The sequence below is a fragment of the Pseudoalteromonas sp. B160 genome, assembly GCF_037162485.1.
Taxonomy (GTDB): Bacteria; Pseudomonadota; Gammaproteobacteria; order Enterobacterales; family Alteromonadaceae; genus Pseudoalteromonas; species Pseudoalteromonas rhizosphaerae.
Genome location: NZ_JARLUX010000001.1, coordinates 3310924 through 3333807, shown reverse-complemented (window position 1 = coordinate 3333807; position 22884 = coordinate 3310924). Strand labels below are relative to the sequence as shown.

Annotated in this window: 11 protein-coding genes and 3 pseudogenes; 3 read left to right on the top strand and 11 right to left on the bottom strand. The window is 40.7% G+C overall.

The features are described 5' to 3' along the window. Positions 1–20: 20 nt before the first annotated feature. The 5 genes and pseudogenes from P4S61_RS15620 to P4S61_RS15600 all read right to left on the bottom strand — a co-directional run bounded on the left by P4S61_RS15620 (position 21) and on the right by P4S61_RS15600 (position 9236). Positions 21–2033, bottom strand: a complete 2013-nt coding sequence (locus P4S61_RS15620; protein ID WP_182732217.1) for a glycoside hydrolase family 32 protein — start codon at positions 2031–2033, stop codon at positions 21–23. After that, a pseudogene (locus tag P4S61_RS15615) lies at positions 2020–3356 on the bottom strand (sugar porter family MFS transporter). The gene P4S61_RS15620 and the pseudogene P4S61_RS15615 overlap by 14 nt, the downstream one beginning before the upstream one ends. A 50-nt stretch (positions 3357–3406) precedes the next feature. Continuing rightward, positions 3407–5116 carry a RagB/SusD family nutrient uptake outer membrane protein gene (locus P4S61_RS15610; RefSeq protein WP_145242822.1) on the bottom strand — a complete coding sequence of 570 codons (1710 nt, stop codon included), beginning with the start codon at positions 5114–5116 and terminating at the stop codon, positions 3407–3409. A 33-nt stretch (positions 5117–5149) separates the two neighbouring features. Next, positions 5150–8089 (bottom strand): SusC/RagA family TonB-linked outer membrane protein, encoded by a 2940-nt coding sequence (locus P4S61_RS15605; protein ID WP_337118604.1) that lies wholly within the window; start codon positions 8087–8089, stop codon positions 5150–5152. A gap of 229 nt (positions 8090–8318) precedes the next feature. Next, the gene (locus P4S61_RS15600) at positions 8319–9236 is read right to left on the bottom strand and encodes a carbohydrate kinase family protein (protein ID WP_182732221.1); all 918 of its coding nucleotides are present in this window, start codon (positions 9234–9236) and stop codon (positions 8319–8321) included. Positions 9237–9555: 319 nt separating this feature from the next. On the opposite strand from P4S61_RS15600, the gene P4S61_RS15595 reads away from it, so the two are divergent. Next, complete coding sequence (locus P4S61_RS15595) at positions 9556–10536, top strand: hypothetical protein (protein ID WP_337118603.1); 981 nt, start codon at positions 9556–9558, stop codon at positions 10534–10536. Then, positions 10524–12992, top strand: coding sequence for a hypothetical protein (locus P4S61_RS15590; protein WP_337118602.1), 2469 nt, complete (start codon positions 10524–10526; stop codon positions 12990–12992). Before P4S61_RS15595 ends, P4S61_RS15590 begins: the two co-directional genes overlap by 13 nt. A gap of 731 nt (positions 12993–13723) precedes the next feature. On the opposite strand, the gene P4S61_RS15585 is transcribed toward P4S61_RS15590, so the two are convergent. Beyond that, positions 13724–14878 carry a serine hydrolase domain-containing protein gene (locus tag P4S61_RS15585; RefSeq protein WP_145242813.1) on the bottom strand — a complete coding sequence of 385 codons (1155 nt, stop codon included), beginning with the start codon at positions 14876–14878 and terminating at the stop codon, positions 13724–13726. 1015 nt (positions 14879–15893) lie between these two features. Between P4S61_RS15585 and ltrA the strand changes: the two genes are divergently transcribed. Next, positions 15894–17198, top strand: coding sequence for a group II intron reverse transcriptase/maturase (gene ltrA, locus P4S61_RS15580; protein WP_337118601.1), 1305 nt, complete (start codon positions 15894–15896; stop codon positions 17196–17198). Between the two features lie 437 nt (positions 17199–17635). Here ltrA and P4S61_RS15575 read toward each other — a convergent pair whose 3' ends face one another. The 5 genes and pseudogenes from P4S61_RS15575 to P4S61_RS15555 all read right to left on the bottom strand — a co-directional run bounded on the left by P4S61_RS15575 (position 17636) and on the right by P4S61_RS15555 (position 22445). Then, positions 17636–18478 carry a bifunctional transcriptional activator/DNA repair enzyme AdaA gene (locus P4S61_RS15575; protein ID WP_182718934.1) on the bottom strand — a complete coding sequence of 281 codons (843 nt, stop codon included), beginning with the start codon at positions 18476–18478 and terminating at the stop codon, positions 17636–17638. Between the two features lie 10 nt (positions 18479–18488). Beyond that, the gene (locus tag P4S61_RS15570) at positions 18489–19253 is read right to left on the bottom strand and encodes an SDR family oxidoreductase (RefSeq protein ID WP_149982876.1); all 765 of its coding nucleotides are present in this window, start codon (positions 19251–19253) and stop codon (positions 18489–18491) included. 514 nt (positions 19254–19767) lie between these two features. Further along, positions 19768–20003 (bottom strand): annotated as a pseudogene (locus P4S61_RS15565) (transposase); the annotation flags it as partial. A gap of 398 nt (positions 20004–20401) precedes the next feature. Next, positions 20402–21489, bottom strand: a pseudogene (locus P4S61_RS15560) (alpha-amylase family glycosyl hydrolase). 317 nt (positions 21490–21806) lie between these two features. Then, positions 21807–22445 (bottom strand): hypothetical protein, encoded by a 639-nt coding sequence (locus tag P4S61_RS15555; RefSeq protein ID WP_337118600.1) that lies wholly within the window; start codon positions 22443–22445, stop codon positions 21807–21809. Positions 22446–22884: the final 439 nt, after the last annotated feature.

Below are 22884 nucleotides of genomic sequence, written 5' to 3'. Positions count from 1 at the left end.
ATATAGAGTCATTTTGGAAGTTATTTTTCTATTGCTATATTATTTAACTTAACGTCACTAAGCGACAAAGGCTGCTCAGCACTCACTTGTATTTTATTGTAAGGAGAGGTTGGAAAAACAATCGACGTCATAGAGCTAACCCCTTTATTTACAAACACTTCTACCGACGCTTTATCTACCCATATCTCAACATCGTAATACTCAAGGCCTTTTTGTAATGGCGCTGTTTGTAAAGAAGCAAACCCATCTTCAAAGTCTTTTAAACCCGATTGTCTACGGTCAAGTACAAGTTGTCCTTGAGCTGGGTTTAACTGCAGCTTAGTGTATTCACCTTTATCAGAGCTAAGCACAATATCAGTAACTTGCTCAGCGTTTGATAAACTAAAGCTCACCTTAAATTGCCCAGGTTCGACAGTAAAAAGCTCATCTAACTGGTAGCTATTTGTGCCAGTTAGGGTTGCCTTTTGCTGTGTGTTACTCAGTAAACTATCGAGTTCTTTGATAGGTTGAGATGCCAAACGCACTCCTGCTGGCGTTTGTAATAACTTTAATTCTCTGGGAATCGTCATTGCACTGCGCCATACCTCAGTCGGTACTTGGTTTGCGTATTGCCAGTTACTCATCCATCCCATAAATAAGTGTCTACCGTCTTGAGCATCAGAAAAAGTCACGCCAGCATAATTATCTGTTCCGTAGTCTAGCCATATTGACGGTTCATACTTTTCTTTTGCTGCTTTATCAGAAAATACGATATCAGCAATTTTTATATGCCCCCAATCACCTCGTTCATTGTCTACCACTTTAATATAAGCTTGCTGGCCTTTTAATTGACTCACGTTCCAAGAACGCTCGGTCATTGTACCTGTATTGTTTCCGCTTGCGGTTTTAACTATTTCACCATTAACTAACAACTGTATTGCGGTACTGTTATGATGCTTTCCGCCTGCAATTTTAAAGTTAATGAAATCATGATCAATCGCAAATGATTTTGAGGTTAAGGTACCAATTGCCTCATCCGAGCCTTTAAAAGAACTGGCAATGGTATTTGCTGGTTGATCATTTACTATATGAAATGCTTCACCCGATACTTGCCAATTTTTTAAGCCATTTTTGAAGTTAGAAAAATCAAGCCCTTGAGGGAAAACGGCAGGTGTTGTTGTAAGCATTTTTTGATAATCGCTATCCAACACAAATTTTTCACCGTCGAAATCGCCAACAAAATATTGTGTACCAGAGCCGCCATTTGGCGCGCCAGGGTTGATACTCACTAATAAAACATATTTATATTCATCGGTGCCTTCAATACGCACGCGAATAAGATCTGGACACTCCCATACACCTGCGTGACTTCCCCAATCAGCGCCAAAGTTACTTTCAAATTGCCATGTTTTTAAATCTTTTGAGCTGTAAAAGCCGATATGATCATCTTGCGCTAATACCATGACCCATTGCTGAGTATCTTCATGCCAACTTACTTTAGGATCACGGAAATCGCGGATCCCAGGGTTTTTTAATACCGGATTATTAGCGTATTTTATCCATGTACGGCCTTTATCGGTGCTATATGCTATACCTTGCGTTTGAAAATCAATCGCCCCTTGTGCCGCCTTTTTATCATCGTGATAGGTAAATATAGCCACTAATGGTGGGTTTTCTTTACTGCCAAAGCCGCTGCTATTTTGCCAATCAACCACCGCACTGCCAGAGAAGATAGTACCGTGCTCATCAGGAAACAACTTAATTTCTTGATGCTGCCAATTAACCATATCTTTACTAATTGCATGTCCCCAATGCATTGGCCCCCATACCGATGAGTCAGGATTATGCTGGTAAAACAGATGATATTCGCCTTGGTAGTAAACCATACCATTAGGATCGTTCATCCAATGCTTTTCAGGAGTAAAATGAAAAGCAGGTCTAAACGCCTCTTTGCTCGGTTTATCTGCCCCCTTAAGGGCTGTTTGTTCAGTTGGGTTTGTCATGCTACATGCTGCCAAAAATGATGAAATTAAAACTAAATTAACGGTTCGCATCTAATGCTCCATGCTTATTATTGGTATCTAATGAAATTGCTTCTAAAGAACGCCCTTTTGTTTCTGGCATAAACCACGCAACAAAAATCAATTGCCCTAACATCATTAAAGTAAAGAAAGTGAATACTTCAGTGGCACTAAAACGTTCTAAGAAAAATGGCATAAGTAAAGTGATTGCTGCGGCAAAAAACCAATGCGTACCGGAGCCTAAAGACTGCCCTTTTGAACGTACTTTGTTCGGGAATATTTCTGCAATGAAGACCCAAATAACGGTACCTTGGCCAATGGCATGAGCGGCAATAAACACAAATACAAACGCTACAACCGTTAAGCCTCCAGAGTCAGTACTAAATGCCCACGCCACAACAGAGAGGAAATAACGTAGCCAATTGAGCCGATATACATCAGCGAACGTCGGCCAAATTTATCAATCAACGATAAACCCAGCATGGTAAAACATAAGTTAACCACGCCAATTCCAGCGCCTGAAAGTAAGGATTGATTTACATCCAATCCTGCAAGTTCAAATACGCGCGGTGCATAATAAATAATAAAGTTGATGCCAGATAATTGATTAAATGCGGCAAATAAAAATGCAAATAAAGCCGCCTTATTGTAACTACCACCAAATAGCTTTGATTGACTGTTTTGTAACTTGTCGCGTTCAATGTCATTTAATACTTGGTCTGGGTTTTGTTCACCTAAAGTCACTAAGATTGAACGCGCTTTAGCTTTTTCGTTTTTCTTTTGCACTAACCAACGTGGGCTTTCAGGTGCCTTAATGATCATTAATAAATAAGCTAAGGCCGGTATTGCCTCCACGCCTAACATTAAACGCCAGTCAATTGCTGATGTTCCTGCAATTAAAAAATTAGAAACAAACGCAACTAAAATACCAAATACAATTTGAAACTGATAAAGCGCGACCAAACGCCCACGGTACTTAGCAGGTGCAATCTCAGAAATATAAGCAGGTACAACAATTGAAGAAATACCCACTCCCACGCCACCAATAAACCGTAGTAAGGCGAAGCTATATGCGTCAGGCGCCATGGCGGAGCCAAGCGCCGAAACTAAAAATAACACACCGACTAAAATCAATGTGGGTTTTCTACCCCACTTATCGCATGGGTAATTACCAGTTAAGGCACCAAGTAGTGTTCCCCATAAAGCTGAAGACATAATAAATAAGCCATGAAATAACGAGCTCGTATTCCATAATGCTTGAATAGGTTTATCCGCACCGGATATAACAGCAGTATCAAAGCCGAATAAAAAACCAGCAACTGCAACAGTGACTGACCAGTAAATAATTTTTTTCATAATCACTCTTAAAACTTAAAGCTTAAAAGGTGGGCCGAAACCCACCACTATTAATAACCTGGGTTTTGTGTGTACGACCCACCACTTAAAATAATTTGCTGGTTTGGAATAGGTAAATACTCATGCTTACCTTTAGTGAAAATAGCATCGACTAAATAAGGTTTACGTACAGCTTCAATTGCCAAGTAACTATCAATAGTTTCTTTTGCTATTCCCCAACGCACTAAGTCAAAAAAGCGATGTCCTTCAAGCCCTAACTCTAAACGTCGCTCAAAGCGCAGTGCTGCTCTTGCTTGTTCTTTAGAACCAAAACTTGTATATAAGCCAATGTTATAAATACTCGCGTTATGCAATTTATCGGTGCTTTGTTTAGCGCGTTCACGAATACGGTTAATGATTGGCAATGCTTCGTCATATCTGTCTAACTCAATTAATGCTTCTGCTTTCCAAAGCAATACTTCAGCGTAACGAATGAGTGGGGTATTTAATGAAAAGATAGGAAAAGGGCCATTCTCACCACGACAACTACAGTCAGGGTGTTCAAGATCTTTCATTGCCGTAAAGTTGCCATATATACCAGGGGCACGTGCCCAGCTATCACCGCCATGGATCAAATTTTCGTCATACTTAAATGGTTTACCTTCCATTGCCACAGTGTGATCTAGGCGAGGGTCAACTGAGTCAGTCGTCATGTCATAATTAAAGTCGTTAAAAGAGCCAAATAACGGCAAGCCTTGTTGGTCTGTTTTAAACGCATTAACAAAATTTTCTGTTGGTACATGAAAACCACAACAGCCAAAACCACCAGCCATTGGCGCATTTAATGCACTAGGCCAGCTACCACGTCCATCTGGAGAGCCGTCATTTAGAGAGCGCTGAATAGCAAAAACTGACTCTTTACCATTCTCACTTTCAAACAAGAAGTTATTCGCGTAATCATCAAATAAGCCATAGACGCCGGCCTCTTCAATTTCATCAACTAGAGCCACTACTTTTACAAGTTTATCTTTATTAATATTGATAACTTCATGTAGCTCATTCTGCTCATACGCTTGGTAGAGCAATGTTTTAGCTAGATATGCCTTAGCTGATAACGCTGAAGCGCGCCCTACATCTTCTTGGGTTTGTGGTAAATTGTTTGCAGCAAACTCAAAATCTGCGGCAATTTTATCCCATAGCTCCTGATCGCTCAGCTCACGATTAGTAGCGCTAAGAATTTGATCTTGAGTCATTGTTTCATCAATCCACGGGATATGCTTATGATGTATTTTTAAATCAAAGTAGAAAATACTGCGAATGAACCGCAGTTCGGATTGTTTTGCAGCACTGTTTTCAATAGCATCTGGCGCATTTGCGATTACCGCTAATGCTGAGTTTGCTCTTGAAATACCGGTGTAATTACGTACCCATTTCTTATTGTTCAAATCAATCAAATCTGGCGGGAAAGACTCCATATCAGGCACTATTGGTTGATATAGAGACAAAGCATGATAAGCAAAGATATCACCAGGTCCATTACCGCCTTTGTGAGCGTCTCCGGCACGTAAGTTTCCTGTCGGCCATAAAAAGTTAGGGGCAGTATAATGATCATTGCCTAGATATGAGTAGGCAGCAATGACCAAAGCATCTATATTTTCACTGTTAGAAACTTGCTCTTCGGTTAATACCCCAGAAGGTGCAACATCAAGATCAGAACCACCACACGATGCTAAAGAAAGCGCGAGTGTAGCTGCTGTAAATAGTGTTTTAATTTTATTCATAATATGTGCTCGTATCGTTGTCGTTTTAATAAATCAAAAAGAAAGGTTCACGCCTAACGTGATACGTTTTGGAATTGGGAAGTTGCCGTTTGGAGTTTCTGGATCTTGGCTTAGCGTCCCCGATGGCGTAATGGTCAATAAGTTACTGCCCTGCAAATAAATTCGTGCAGAACTAATACCGTATTGATTTAACCACTGTTCATCAGGTGTATAACCGATAGATAAGTTGCGAAGCTTGAGGTAGCTACCATCTTCCCAAAACAAACTTGATTGACGGCCTTCACCATTGTTATCGATTAAAGTTAACGCCGGTACATTACTGTCAGTATTATTAACTGACCATGCATCAAGAACGCGATCACCGTAGTTAGAACCTATATTTAATGATGTAAAGTCAGTAAACCCACGCCAGCTATTACGTATCTCACCTCCCTGAACACCTTGCCAGAACATATTGAAATCCCAATTTTTGTATTTGAAATTCATGTTCAATCCATACATAAAGTCAGGATCAGTATCGGTGAAAAAGCTTTGATCGTTTTCATCAATCACGCCATTACCGTCTAAATCTTTCCAGCGAACTCGACCTAAACCGGCCCCAGATTGCGCTGCGTGAGCATCTATTTCATCTTGATTTTGGAATAACCCATCAGCGACATAACCATAAATAGAGTTAATAGAATGACCAACAATCGTTTTATCAACTCCATTGCCACCAAATGAATTCACAACGTCTCCAGGTAACGAAACAACCTTATTTTTAGCCGAAGAAATGTTAAAGCTAATATCGACATCGATATCACCATCTAAGCTATCAAAAGTAAGATAGTCGGCGTAGCCAATAAGAAACTCAAAACCAGAGTTTTCAATTGTGCCACCATTAACCCATTGCTGAGCACCTTCGCCCAATGTTGCAAGCGGATTGGTTAACGTTAAAATATCTTCTGTGGTTTTTTCAAACCAATCGATACTGCCGTATATGGTTTCGTAACGCATACCAAAATCAAGACCAATGTTTGTTTGCGTTGATGTTTCCCACTTTAGGTCATCATTCCCTGTCTGTGCTTTTACAAACCCAGATGGAAGCGTGCCGCCATTAGCACCGCCTATATCATAAGCGGTCCCTTCATCTTGCCGATCAGTGAATAATGACTGTGTTGCATAACGACTTAAATACGTTGTGTATGTTGCATCGGTAGGTATCTCTTGATTACCCGTTTTGCCCCAACTAGCACGAAGCTTTAAGGTAGATAAAAATTCAATATCATAGAATGATTCATTGCTGATCACCCAACCTGCAGAGATAGCTGGGAAATTTCCATAACTATTATTACTACCAAAACGAGATGAGCCATCACGACGTATTGTTAAGCCTGCTAAATAGCGGTCATCAAAGTTATAGTCCATACGCGCAAAATAAGAATTAAGAGACCATTTATCACCATCCCCTTCTACACGAACATCACCTGTTGCTTGTGATAAATGTGCGTAATCACGATCATCAGACGCAAAACCTGAACCAAAACCAACAGACCCTTCATACTCATAATCTATTTGTTCTGTACCGATCAAAAACGTAAAATGATTTTCGTTTAAATCAAGCTTATATTCGGCGGTATTAGTCCAGCTAAAACTACTATTCCAATTTTCTGTCACTGACAGCTGATCACCATAATTTAGTGAGCCTGCTTGAAAAGCACGGGTATAGTTTCTGAAGTAATATTGCCCGTAGTCTAAACCGATAGAGCTTTTTAACGTTAAGTCCTCTATTGCTTCATATTCAACAAAAATATTTCCCATTAATTTATTGAACCTACTAACATTATCACGGTTCATTTCGATAATTCTGACAGGGTTATCTCGGTCAGTTACGCCAGGAACCGGTCCTCCCCAGCCACCTACCTCGTTGTACACAGGAACGATAGATTGTTGCTCTATAGCCAAACCCAATATTTCACCAGCTCTAGCATTGATTAGGTTTGACTCTTGATTGGTTACAGTGAAATTTTCACCTATTTTTAATTTATCTGTTAGTTGGTAATCAGAATTGACCCTAAAACTAATGCGTTCAAATTCAGAACCATCAACAACACCTTCTGAATTAAAGTAACCTAATGAACTATAAATAGAGGCGTTCTCAGAACCACCTGAAACTGAAAAGTTAAGATCAGTGACCTTAGCTGTACGAGTGACCTCATCAAACCAGTTAGTGTCAGCAGGACGCTGAACTTGTTGAGGATCGGTATACGTGGGCAATATTACTGAGTTTAGCTGTGGGTTATTGTAGTCACCATTCCAATCATAGCTATATAATGGGCTCGCTGCATTTGGATCTGAACCATCGTTAACAGCAGCCTGCCATACAACCTGCCCACGTTGTTTGGTATTTAGCGGATTTAGGTCATAACTATAGGCATCTTGAGATTGATTAACTGAAAAATTGAAATCCAGCCCTTCATTCCCTTTTTTGGTTGTGATAATTATGACTCCATTACCAGAGCGAGCACCAAAAATACTTGCAGCTGCTGCATCTCTTAGTACCTGTATATCAGCAATATCATGGCTATTAAGTTCATGCATTCCAGATTTAGTTGGTACGCCATCAATAACATATAATGGATCGTTATTTCCAAGTGGCCCTAAGCCTTGACCACGTATTCGTACCGTCGCAGTAGAGTCAGGTGAACCATTCGTTGTAATTTGTAGACCTGGCACCCTCCCTTGCAAGTTTTGCATTATATTGCCTGAAGGCTGGTCTACTAAATCTTCAAGGTCAACCGTACTCACTGCGCCTGTTAAATCTTGTTTTTTAACACTTCCATAACCATATGAAACTTCAATAACTTCAATACCAATCTTGGCCGACTCTTCTTCTTGCAGTTGTTCAGCAGCGAAGCTGTTGGATGGCAGCCAACAGCCTAACAATAATGTACTAACACTCGCAGCAAGCTGGTTTTTCCTAAATCTGAGCATTGTGTGTGTCCTCATTTTAATTTTATTTTTTAATGTTGATTTCATCAGTCAAATTAACAACGTTGTCTTTTTAGTGCAAAAAATATCTTTTTACATTTTGTTGTTTAGCTTGGCAGGCCCAATAAAAATAAACAACGTTGTCTTTTTAACATTAAAAAAACATCTATTCAATATAAATAACAAAATATTTTGTTAAAAATATGTATAACTTGAAATACAACACTATACGCTAACATGGTTCAATAAATTCTAGGATTTGCTGATACGTTATATCTGGTGTTGCCCCTGGCTGCTGAGCAACCATAGCTCCGGCAGCACAAGCAAAATCAATTGCCTGCTGCGGATCGTTTTGAATGCACAGTTGATAAATTAAAGCCCCCAAAAACGAATCCCCTGCACCAACAGTATCCACAACATCGATCAGGTAGCCTGAGTTATAGTAGTTTTTACCTTTAATCGATAATAAAGCACCATGGTTTCCTTTCGTCACGCACAAAAACTCTGTGTTGGTTTGCTTTGCTATAAATGCTAAGTTTTGCTCTAATGAATGGTATTTACACCCCATTCCTTTTGCTATTTCATATAGCTCTTCATCATTGAGCTTGATAAAGTCAGCTTTATTCATCAACTTAATTAAGCTTTCTAACTGATAGTGAGGTGCACGTAAATTTACATCAAACACTTTAAATTTTGCCAAATCTAAAAGTTGCTCTAATGAACTCATAGAGCTTTCTGTTCGAGCAATTAAACTACCAAATACAAACACATCTGCACTTTGCACCTTATCTATAACTCGTTGCGATAAACTTATATTGTCCCATGCAGTATCAAGCACAATCTGATAATTGGCCGATCCGCTCTGATCAAGCTTCACTTCAACCACACTCGTTGGCTTAGACTCATGAACATAAATAAACTCTTTAGAGAGCCCTTTTTGCTCAATCTCAGATAGTAGTGCTTCACCTAATTTGTCATTACCAACAGCACTTATCATATGTGCCTTTAGGCCTAGTGAATTAAAACGAAAGCACATGTTTAAAGGAGCACCACCTAAACGCATACCGGACTCAAAGCAATCCCACAGTACCTCTCCAAAACATGTTAAATTAATTTCTTCAGCCTTTTTGCTGCTTATTACAATACTCACCGAGTTGCTCCCTTTATTATTTAGACCATTTCCAAATAAATTTTCACACTATAAATTCGTAACAATATCCTCTAGATAAATCAGGGAGAAATGGCCACGAATAGTAAAAGTTGTATTTAAATACACAATTACAGCCATTGTGTAAAATACATGTTGCAAAAAATAAAGATAACATCTACCTTAAAAAAAGACAACGTTGTTTATTTTAAAAGTATTACTCTGTAACAATAAGAAAAGTTAAGGAAATAAAGTTTTTAACCAATACATTCAATAACTTAAACACACAAAACACAACAATAATAGTTGTGGAGGAATAAGCATGAAAACAAAGCAAGACATAGCACTTTGCTGGAAAAAAACGGGGCTCGCGTTACTTATATCTTTAACGACAGCCTGCTCTGGTGATCACAAAAACCAACAAGAAGATGATTACAAACTGATCATTCTAGAAGAAGGACAAACCGCTGCTGACGTTATTAATAAAGATGAAAGCGACAGTGATGATGAACCAAATACAGATGACATTCCAATAACTTCCAACCCTGAAAGCGAAGGTCAACCATTATTTTACAACCCTGAAAATACAGAGCAAGTACTATCTGGCTTTGAGTTTTGTTGTGGTGGTAATAACACCTTTCAAGCTCATGGGTTTGATAAATTAACAGGTGATTTTTCTAAATTTGATGGTGGTTTTTGGGCTGCAGATATTTCAGGTCATTTAGGTGAGCGCGTATTTTCGAGCTTTGCGGATGGCTTTGATTTAGAAGGTGAAGCACTTGGGCAACTAGGCTTTTCCGCTACAGGTTCGATGATAAGTCCTAAATTTACAATACAATCAAACTATATCAATTTTTTAATTGGTGGTGGCAATAATGGCATAACAGACGCAAATACAACCGCAATTGCACTTGTTGTTGATAATAAGATAGTTCGTCAAGCAAGTGGAAGCAATACTGCAATGCAAGTTGACTGGCAAACATGGGATGTCAGCGAGTTTAGCTCTCAAGAAGGGCAAATTAAATTTATTGACCATCATGCTGATGATAATTCAGATACTGACTTACCATATTTATTAGTCGACGAAATTCGCCAAGCCGACAGTGCAGCCAAAGTTCCTAGTCAAAATAGTAAGTTGATAAAGAAAATAAAAAAACCACCGCACCTGCTAGTACTGGCCAATCCGCATTCACTCGTGTATCAAATGCTGAGCAAAATATTGCGGGTTTTGAATTTTGTTGCGGTAAATTTAATACCTACGCAAACCATGACTTTAGAGCAACTGGCGATATGGCCAAATTAGATGGTGGTTGGTGGGTTGCAGACATCACAAACCATGTTGGTGAGAGAGTTTTTTCTAGCCGCGCCGATGGTTTTTTAGCAGATGGGAGCCAATTAGGCTGGATTGGTAACGAAGCTACCGGCACACTTTCTTCGCCCCCATTCACGATTACACATGACTATGTAAACTTTCTAATTGGTGGTGGTACAAACCCATTTGATACTGAAAAAGCGACAGCAATTGTCCTGCGAATAAATGGCAAAATTGTCAGGCATGCCACAGGTAACGGGCAATCAGATAAGCTCGATTGGTTTACTTGGGATGTTAATAGCTTAATCGGTGAAACAGCTGTTATTGAAATCATTGATCAGGATGACACTGCAGACGAAACTGCACTTGCATTTATTATGGCTGATGAATTTAAATTATCAGAGTATGCAGCCGTTGACCCGTCGAGTGAAAGTATTGTCACCCAACTGGATCAACACACGATACCTTTACCATTAACGATGGCTGACCCTAACCCTGTATTTTTAAACGGTGAGTTTTATATTTATTATTTAATTGATACCGCATTTCATGATTGGTATCTAACCCGAACCACAGATCTAATTAATGGTACATTCCCACAACGTGTTCTAGAAGCGACGGGAGATGCACAAACACAAGACCAATGGACCGGATCTGGTAGTGTTATTAAAGATAAAGACAATGTAGCTCATTTATTTTACTCAGGACACAATCTCGATTTTTCTCCTGTCGAAGCTGTTATGCATGCAAAAGCAACAGATAACACGCTGACTAAATGGGAAAAACAAGTTAATAGCACATTCAGTGGTACAGGATCATATAGCGACTTTGACTTTCGTGATCCTGACGTTTTTTATAACGAACAAAGCAACAACTATTGGATGTTATTAACTAGTCGATATAACGCAGATGCAGCTATTGCTCTTTATACTTCGAGCGATCTCAAAACTTGGGAAGCGCAAGAGCCGATTTATACTGCAAACAAACCACTTAACTTTGAGGTTCCTGATTGGGTGAGCTTCAATAACGGACAAGCAATAATTTACTCTGATCAAAATAATAATGAGCGCGATGTAAAATATTTAGTAAAGAATGAAGACACATGGGTACCTGGTCAATACCCTTCACTAGATGGAGAATTTTACTACGCAGGAAGAACTGCAAGCTCCCCTACTCAAACCCTGATGTTTGGTTGGGTCGCCCATAAAAATACCCGCTCAAATATAGGCAGTGCTGATTTTGGTGGTGACTTAGCAATTCATCAAGTATCAATGACAGAATCGGGAGAACTAGCGGTATCAATTCCCGAGCAATACTTAAGCGCATTAGCAACACCAATAGATGAAAATGCACAAACCAATAATGATAATTCACTATTAGTCTCACCAGGTGATCAAGTATTACTAGGTAGTAACAATAAAATCAACCGTCTTCACTTTAGTATTTCGAGTGAAGATACCGACAACCGATTTGGTCTGATATTTCCCGCTTATGAAGAGACTACGCAAACGGCTAGTATAGAAATAAACACAGCCACAGAAACAGCTACTTTTTACTTCGGCGATTCACTTACTCAATCAAACTCTAACATCACCCTCACACCTGAACTAGAAGGCAAACCTCTATTCAATCGAGAGGAAGACCTGACTCAGTATATAGCTGGTTTTGAATTTTGCTGCGGCGGTTATAACACCCTCCAAGCCCACGGTTTTAATAATCTAACTGGAGACTTCTCTAAACTAGATGGAGGTTGGTGGGGGGCCGATGTAAACAACAACGTTGGCGAACGAGTTTTTTCCAGCTTTGCAGATGGCTATGATGAAGATGGAACTGCATTAGGGTGGATAGGTTACTCAGCAACAGGAAAAATGGATAGCCCGTCATTTGTAATCTCACAGCAATATATTAATTTCAAGATAGGTGGGGGTTCAAATCAGTTTGACCACCCTAAAGCAACTGCAGTTGTGCTTATAGTGGACGGTAAAGTTGTACGTAGCCAATCTGGTAAAAATACACAACCCGATGAGAATAATAAACTAACAATGCAATGGGCAACCTGGGATGTTGAAGAATTCATAGGGAAAACAGCCTTTATACAGTTTATTGATCTTCATAATGACGATGGCTCAGACAACAGCTTAGCTTACCTTCTAGCTGATGAATTCAGGGCAGCAGCATTACCTGCGGTACTGGGTGAGCAATCTGCACCTACTTCAGAAAGTCGAATCGACTCACAAGTTACTGTTCCTATCAATTTACAACAAGGGGTAACCGTGGATCTTCTTTTACAACCAGAAAGTGGCTTTGGTACCGCATATATCAATGATTTTAGAGCACTAACCTTTAGGCTTTATGACTTAGATAAACGCCAAGTAGGCATCTATAGTAAACAAGGTACACTCAACGTAAGTGAAATGTCACGCTTCTCTGAGGCAGTAAACCCTTAATAAACTACCTCAGAGGTTTGCAACTAGAGCCTCTGAGGTTTAATTCCTATATTGTAATGCCATGAAAAATTTTGCTTTGCTGATTTGCGGCCCATATCAGTAAGGCACTAACCATGTAACGATCGACTAGTTTTGGCCAACATTGAAATACATTGACACCCACCATAATTATTTTTTGAAAACAATAAACACATTTTGTATGGGAGATGAACCGCCCATTGCACTTCCTACTAATAAAAAGTGCATGTTAGATGCTGTGGTGCTCCCCCTGTGTCAGGATAATTGTGCATTTACTTTCGTTTGTCCGCGCAAGGTCAACTGCTCATGCTTTTACCAATAATGAAACCAGCGCCTTGAATAATGCCATGATGAGGTTAACCGATGAATGTCTCGGCTCTGGCATCCTGCTTCGCTCTACCTTCTAAATCCATTTAGTCGTAGTGCCCCAGCGACCCCAAAAGGATATGGGAAAAACCTGGCTGCGATGAGCTCGCAATAATCGATTACTGCGTAACGCACATTATATGTGTTTGCCGTAAGCTACTTGCTTAACCGCCGCATCGGCCGACGAAGTAAACGAATTTGTTTATTGAATTAGAGTTGATTTTGAATTGACCGTCAACTTATAAAAACGGTCAAAAAAGATACTAGTGCCTATTGACAGAGTTAAGGCTCATATGTGTTAGTTGCCTGGTACTATGAACCTTTATTTTTTAAAAACTAAAATCAGACTAAAAAATTGCAGGGTCAGTCACATCCCATATTTTAAGTTTAGTTAGGATTTTCGGTATTTCGTAAGTAAAAACATTTGCATCGAGTGAAGAGCTATTACACATACCAACAAAGGCTACTTGCTCCTTGGGTCTACGGATATAACTAGTGCTTGTACCCATCCATCCGCCATTGTGCAGCGTATAATTCGGCTCTATATATTGCCCATTAGCATAAAAAGTTATTCCATTGTTTTCGAATGAGTGTTGACTATTTGGCGTATTAAATTGAGCCATCAATTTGTTAGGAGCATCACCTAATTTCGGGGTATAAAAGTGATTATCCCAAATCAACATATCTTCGAGTGTCGTGTAAAGACCACCGTCACCCACAACAAAAATATTTGTTTCATAACGTTTTAATCCAATATCTTTGAATGTTCTATACCCTTCGGCACGGTTAGGTACTATCTCTCGCATATCATCAGCGAAAAAAGTGTCGTGCATACCAAGCGGTTCAAATATATATTTTGTAGTGTACTCCCGCATGGACATGCCGCTGACTTTAGCGACTAACTCCGACAATAAAAAATAAGCGAAGTTACTATAAGCCTGTTGCGTATCAGGCTGATGCTCTAAAGGAAGCGATTTTATGACATCGTAGTATTCTTCTTTGGTCAGGTAGTCCTCATCACCAAGTCTGAACGGACCACCTGCGGTCGACAGTAGTGGTTTGGGTAAGAGCGATTGAAGTGTATCGTAATCTGCCATTCCTGAAACGTGACCTAACATTGAGTTGATAGTTACTTTTACACCGTAGTCTTTCAAATCAGTAAGATATTTCCGTATATCATCATCAAGGTTAATTTCCCCTTTTTCTGCTAACAACAATACCGCAAGTCCGGTGAATTGTTTGGATACAGAAGCCATACGAAATACTGATATTGAACTGAGTGGAACCTGATGTTCGATGTTTGCCAAACCATAGCTTTTCTTGAATAAAAATTGCTGATTCTTAATAACACCTACAGAGCATCCCGGTCCATTAACAGGTATAGACTCTCCTGCAATTCTATCAATTTCCTTTTCCAGTAGTGTTAATTGTGTTTCGCTTCCCATAACGGCAAATGAAAATAACAAAAGAACCCCAGCGATTGCTTGAATACTTTTATACATTAATTTCCCCTTTTTTATTATTAACTATTCTAATAGCTGAATAGTTTCAACACTTCCCTTTACAGCAATCAGTCCAATTATCTACGCACTTCTTCGTAGGTTGGCTTTTTTTGTTGAAAAAGTCAACAAAGTGATGAAATGAGCAAAATCGGATGATCACAATTATTGTTATTGGCACTGAAGACATATTTCGAAATTTTGATTACGGCAGCTTTAGCCTTACAGTGCCTTAAAATTAATAAATATCAGATTTTCTCTTGCCAACACTTACATTTAAAAGTGGCAAACCAAAATGCAATTGGATGGTTAGGCTTGATGCAATTGAGTGGCACTAATGGTAGATATTTTCCATCAAAACTCGATGCCTACGCCTAGGGCAACTAACGCTTTGCTAATGGGCAAAATACCGTTTGCTAAAATTGGCGAGGTACGAGCCGAGCAAACTGTTTTTTGTCCTGTTGAGCAACTTGTGTACGCCCGACATGGGCATTGACTTATGAGGTGAAAGTCCTCTGTAGGAAGATCACCGTTTAAATAACATTCTGTTATTAAACGATAACTACTAGCGAATGGCAAGGGCTAAATCGCGAGAGATAGTCTGGAGGAAGCCGTTAGCAAATCTGCGAGCTGATGAACAAAAACATCATATGAGGCGTAGGCTGAAGACGAGCTAGCACAAGATAGCGAAGTCATGTGATCTAACGGCCACCGTAAATGATGCAGTTGTGCAGAGAAAGTCGATGCACCTTATTCGGGGAGATCTGATAAACACGCATCCGCGCTAACGCTTGGAGGTTACCAGTTAGGGGCTGGTTGATCAACCCTTGGCGCTCTGGTTGCTGCGACCTACAGCGAGCGAAATAGCAGTAAACAAGCGTTAGTTTAGACGCGCTTTATCGAGTAATCGCTAGAGTGATTTATCAGAAGTCAGCAGACGGCATAGTAGCCAAACGCCCATCGTAATGGAGGGGACACGGTGAAGGCCTGAACATCTTAACCAGAGGAGATACTACAAATGAACTTGAATTCACATAGATCACCGTGTTGTGATGGTGATGAACAGCGTTCGACTGTGAATAATACCTCGAATGAATATAGCCAAACAGATCATGACCTGATGACAAGGGTACTAAGCAACCACAATATTAGTGCAGCATGGCAACATGTTAAGCGCAATAAAGGGGCTGCGGGTATTGATAATATGAGTATTGAAGAGTTTAATCACTTCGCTAAGTTACATTGGCTGGGTATTAAACAACAATTACTTAACGGCACTTATCAACCCTTGCCAGTCAAACGCGTGATGATACCCAAACCCGATGGCGGTGAGCGAATGCTTGGGATCCCTGCTGTTATCGACAGAGTGATCCAACAAGCCATTGCTCAAGTGATCAGCCCTTACTTTGAGCCTCAATTTTCACCACATAGTTATGGTTATCGCCCTCATAAAAGAGCCAGTCAAGCAGTGAACCATGTTCAATTTTGTGTTAAACAAGGTTATAAAACAGCGGTTGATATCGACTTGTCTAAGTTCTTTGATGAAGTAAACCATGACATGCTGATGAATCGTGTTGGTCGTAAAATCAAAGACAAAGCACTCATGCGCCTACTCGGTAAATACCTACGAGCGGGAGTAGCAGAGTGCGAAACAGGTCTGTGGTTTGAGTCAACCAAAGGAGTCCCTCAAGGTGGGCCATTATCCCCTTTACTTTCCAATATTTTACTCGATGAATTAGATAAGAAGCTAGCCTACAAACACCTTAAGTTTGCCCGTTACGCTGATGACATAATCATTTTAGTAAAAACGAAAAGCGAAGGACTAATAATCCAACGGGAAATTACTGCGTTCATCACTAAGCGATTAAAACTCAAAGTGAATGAATCGAAAAGTCGGGTCGGTCCAGTATCAGGCTCGAAATTTCTCGGGTTTACCTTCCGCTACGGTCAAGTGCAGATCCACGAACAGGCGCTAAAGAAATTTAAAGCAAATGTCAGGGAGCTCACTAACCGCAACTGGGGGATCTCAATGACCCTACAAATTCATAAACTCACACAGTATTTGCGCGGCTGGGGACACTACTACCTAATAGCCAACGCTTATCAGCTAACGGTGGATTTAGATCACTGGATCCGCCGTAGGATAAGAATGTGCTACTGGCGGCAATGGCGTAAACCTCGCACCAAAGTACGCAGTTTAATGAAATTGGGTGTTAGCGAACGACTCGCCATTGCATGTGGTATCACCAGTACCAAAAGTAGGCGCTTGGAAGCGAAGGTCCTTGTAGAAGCTCAAAAACAAAAGGAATTAACATTGCGATAGGCAATGACTATCTAGCGTCACAAGGTTTAGCGTCATTAAGAGATATTTGGATAAATATTCATTACGGGAGATGAACCGCTCATTGCACTTCCTACTAATAAAAAGTGCATGTTAGATGATGTGGGGGCTCCCCTGTGTCAGGATTTGTGCATTCACTTCTATTTGTCCGCGCAAGGTCAATTTATTCAGCGAAATTGATTGGAATGAATTTATTTTGGTAGGATAAGTCTCGCTTGACTCCTCACCCAACGAAAGAGCCATAACGATTTACCGTGGGTGAATAATATTTACTAGATCATAGCTTGATAGTAGATTCAAGGTTAAAAGTTGAACAACTAAAAGTAGGTGCATTCGTTCCTGTAAAGAGTAATTCTACAGCCTCAACGCCCGCCATCTGCCGCGCGGGGTAAGATAAGAACGTCAGCTGCATGGCATTGTTATAGCGAAACAGGTTCATCACGCATTTTTTCCCATGTTTGTACCATAAGCTTCTTGGCTGGCCCCCAACGGTAACCACCAAGTGCACCACTGTGCTGTATTACCCGATGGCAGGGGATCAGTAAAGCAACAGGATTTGCTCCAATGGCGTTACCAACCGCTCTTGCAGATTGGGGCGCATTGAGTGCTGTGGCTACCTGAGAATAGCTAGCCACTGCGCCCGGTGGTATTTTCAGCAGCGCCCGCCACACAGCTACCTGAAAATTCGTACCTTTCACATGAAGCGACAGCGGACCATGTTTGGCAGCTGTATCACTACTAAAAAACGCATCAATAACATAGTGCGTAGATGTGATGCTTTCAACAATCGAACTCAATGGCCAAGCGTTACGCAAGTCATCCAGCAGCTCTTCAATGTAATTGAAGTCCATGAACTCAACCCTACAAACACCACGCTGTGTTACAGCTACAAACATAGGCCCCAGTGGTGTAGGGTGCACACCGTATTCGATACGTAGCTCCTTACCCTTATTTTTATACTCCCCTGGTGTCACTGCCTCCAGCTGCACAAAGTGATCATGCAACCTTGAACTACCGCTTAAGCCAATCTCATGTGAAACGTCGAGCAGAGAGCGGGATTTATCCAACAACTCCTTGCTACGCTCCAATGTCAGGACCTGCAAAAACCGCTTTGGCGTGGTACCCGCCCAACGACAAAACAACCTCTGAAAATGATACGGACTCAGATGCACATGGGCGGCTATCTCTTCTAGAGCGGGCTGGGTAGTTGCACGATCTACCAAGTATGCCATAGCACGTGCGATACGGTCATAGTCTGACACACTCTGCCTCTCAGACACGATTTATGGATACACCGCCATCTACCAACATCGCAGAACCAGTTGTGAAACTGGATGCATCGGATGCTAAGTACAATGCGGATTGAGCAATTTCATCTGGTGTCGCCATACGCTTGAGCGCATGCAGGTTACGCACAAACGCCAATGCTTCTGGCGTATTAGCAAACTCACGTCCCGCTGGCGTATCAGTACCACCAGGCAAAAGGGCATTGACCCGGATATTCTGAGGCCCATGCTCTGACGCCAGCACTTGAGTCAAACCAATAAGACCAGCCTTACTGGCTGCGTAGGCAGCCATGCCTGGCATACCTGCGGTGTAACCAACGAAGGTAGAGGTGAAAATTAACGAACCTCCTTTTCGGGCAGCCATGGCGGGCAGCTGGTACTTTGCGCCCAAAAATGCACTGGTTAAGTTGGTCGCAATAACTTGATTCCAGTCCGTGAGCGACATCTGCGGCACAGGGCACATAGCACCCAGAATGGCAGCATTGTTAAAAGCGATATCCAGGCCACCAAAGTGGCTTACAGCCTTATCTACCAAAGCTTTGGCAAAAGCTTCTTCGCCAACATCACCGGCTAGTGCCAGTGCCTGCCCACCTTCAGTCTTGATTAATTCCACCAGTTCATCAAGCTCCTTCTGTCGCCTTGCTGCCACCACTACGGCAGCACCTTCTCTCGCAAAAAGCTTCGCGGCTGCGTAGCCAATGCCGGTGCTGGCACCAGTAACAATAGCAACTTTGTTGGCCAATATGTTCATCGATTATTTCTCCTAGCTCTGCTGACAATTAAAGGGCATATGCCCGAACAGATGCTATATTAGGAGGCCGAACGATTAATGCCGACCCGAATCTTGCTGAATTTCAATTGCGCTATAACATTTTAGTATTTATGCGACACGCAGTTTGTGTTGCATAATCGCTTGTCGGACTGAGGCGCTACCTGCTCGATGTGTAGAGTTGGTGTTGTTTATGCTATGGACTTTACATATATAGAAAGGCTTTTTATGACCTAAGCTATAGCAAACAAATTTAATTAGTGTGCCTGTCGTATCTATGCTGTCCCTGCGTTACTCAGTGTTTATTATCTATCCATTAAACCTAATGTTTAACCCTTAAGCAATTATATTTTTCGTATGCACAGTCGTTACTGACCTGAGCAGTTAAGCAGGTTAATTAGCTGATTTGATGCAGCAAGCTAGGCCGCTAACTCGTTCGAACTATTTAATTTGTCGCTACATCTAAATTAATCGCAACATACTAGCTTGGCAGTGCTGGCAACTTATTAGCTTGTCTAATCAATGCTTCGATTACTGGCTTTGTTTTATTACTAGGTACTTTCGCTAGCATTACATACCTAGAATGTCGTTCAACTAAGGTCGCGATAAAGCTGTTTTCTGAGCCTTGGTTCAAGTCCACCTCCCAGTGATCTGGAACAGCTCTGTCTTCAACATTTGATGACCTTTCACTATTGGTACAGCGTCGACTATCTTTCCTAACCCTTTACCTTTCAGCAGCAACTAAATAAGAGAGCCACTCTAATTGAACAAATAAAACTGTGTCACTAAATTTACTTTTCAGGTTCAGAATTTATCTTTTATTGCGGGGTTATTTTTATTTCACCTATTAAATAAGTCATTAGCCCTATTAAACCTAAATTACACGCATGAAGATGACTGCAGAAATAGAAACGGAAATAAAAAGGACAGACACATATTTTGTGTCAGAAAATTTAGCACCTCTCCCGTTGTGGGTAACCGTATCATTATTTTTTCACATACTGTTAGTGTTAGTTACAGAGCTTAGAATTGAGGTGCTTGGAAAGGATTTTAGGCAAAAAAAGGCAAAGCTAGGCCGTCACTTTGTTCAATAGTGTATTTTTAAAACAACCTAATAAAGATGCAACTGTTCAGCCTGCGCCTTTGTACCATTTTACATCGTTGCTGGCGGCTTGCTGCTTTAACCGTTGTTTGCTGCCTGCAAAATTTGAGTACTGCTGCCTGAAACGTTGAATTGATTCAAGCCATTGCGCTTCTTCTATATTCAAAGTCAGGAGCACTTTTGGCATAGTTTTGTTGATATGCCCTTTTTTCTTTGGATCTATGTGGCGGCCGCTCCAGTCGACTAATTCAATATAATCCAGTAAGGCAAAGGGGATCCTGTGTTTAATGTGATTGCCGCCAAATGGTTTTAGCTGTGCTGGTTGGCTTTCATGCTGAATATTATCTTTTTGTTTGAGAAGCTTATTCGCTTTAACCGTGTCTGTGGTAAAGGCTTTAAAGTGCGCTATACGTTCTTGAATTGAGGTGAAATCACGGTCTTCAAGCGTATCGGCTATGTTTGCTCTGATAGAGTTCAAATCAACGTAGGCCATGCAACTGAGCACTGCGGTTTCATCTAATAATGCTTGCGACTATTCTTTATAAGTAATGCGCCCTTCCCTCAAATTTATAAGGAATAAATTTGAATGCCGTCAGGCAGCCCGAAGGGTGAGCGCCAAGGATGGCAGCGAATAATACTTACCCGTGCAGTTATCTTCTTTATTGGCCTCGCGGGCAATGTACTCATTGAGGTTTTTCATATACCAGCTGATGTCATACAATCTTTCTCGCCATTAGCGATGATCTCATTAAAAAAGAGCAAACTTGGCTTATCTAACTGCTCACCTTTTAAAAGGCGGTCGACTAAAAAGTGGTCGTTATAAAGCTGATACCAGCGGTTAATTACTTCATCATCAGACCAATCAAGTGCTTGACGCCTATTGACGTTCACAACAAGGTGATAGTGATTGCTCATAATCGCGTAGGCAGCAATTTCAATGGCAAACACACTACTTAATAACTTAATTCGCTCTACTAACCACTCCCTACGGTGAGCAAAGTTTTTACCTGTGTATTTATCATCACCACACAAGAATGCACGTCTCACGCATCGTGAGATTAAGTGATAATAAGATGTCGATGCTAAATCAATAAGCTTTTTTCTTGCGCGAGTCACAACACACCAACCACTGTATGTAATGACAGTGGTTAATACTATGATTTTTGCAAAAAATGTGCCTGTCCTTTTTTACTCGTAGCCACCATCAATAACTGCAATTTTCTTAATAATCACACTAATAATCTCTCTTGTTGATATGTATATAAATTAAAATGACGATAAATGGTCTGATCAATCAATGTCACTGTTTGGCGACAGCGGTTCCCAAGTGCAATATAATGCTAAACCCACTGATTTTGCCACTGAGATTGAAGCCTCATTATCCTGTTGGCAACGATACTGCGGTTCAAAATTTTGCGCGCAAATATCATGACTTATCGCTCGAACAACTCTAGTTGCATAACTTTTTCCCGTTCAGTCGGCAACGTAATGACACCAATATCAGCCATCTTATCGTTCTCTCCGTGATAAGCACTCGCGATACAAACTAAGCGGCCATCATTAAATAAACCGTAGACCATCCAGTCATCGAGCTCGACGGAAGCATTATCGAGTTCGGACTCAGAACATTGACGTTGAAACTCAGAAAAATCGGCGGCATCATCTTGGTTAAGCTGACGCACTGCGACATCAGGAGCAAGTGTTAGCTTCTGTGTGGCGCTAAAGTAAAAAATGTAATCTGCGCTATGCAGAATCAAGCCAGCCTTAGCCAGTTCACTGCGTAATTGTGATAAATTAACAGACTGAGTACGATTTAAACACGGTAATTGAGCTGCAATTTCAGGTAGCATTATTGCCTTATCCGGCCCAGTAACTGTGCCCAAAAGCATAAACCGCTCCTCTGCCTCTAACTTAGTATTGCTACGTACCTCAATACTAGAAGTGGTTAACACATCATCACCTGTAGCAAATCGAGCCTGCCAATATTTCGCAACTTCAACTGATGCTTCCGTTGCCTTAAGCAGCGGAAGGTTATCAAAACTATCTTTCTGATTATGGTTTAACTGCCCCATATTTATCTCTCTTATTATATTAATTTGGCTAAAACAGCTGTCAACCAACCGCTCCGACCAAATGATGGAATCACCTTTAAATAAAGGTGATCACTGTTTTATATCTATTAGTAATTGATCCAATTAAGAACGCTACCAAAGGCGCAAACTTGACTCCATTTTATGATATCTCTTCTGCTTCGCAAAAGATCACCTCTCCCAAATCCTCTATTAAAGTGTCTGGTTCACGGCTCACACCCCGCCTCAATGGGAGACAATGAAGTCGAACGCTATTTAGAGTCCTTAGTGAAATGCCAAACAAATAGAATCCAAATCCTTTCTGACTCTAAAATTTCAGAATATGATTCATTACTTAAATACTCTAATATGGATCGAATTGTTGTTTGAAGCATAAGTTGACATAAGAACATACGTTTTTACTGGGCTACAGCGCCGTAAG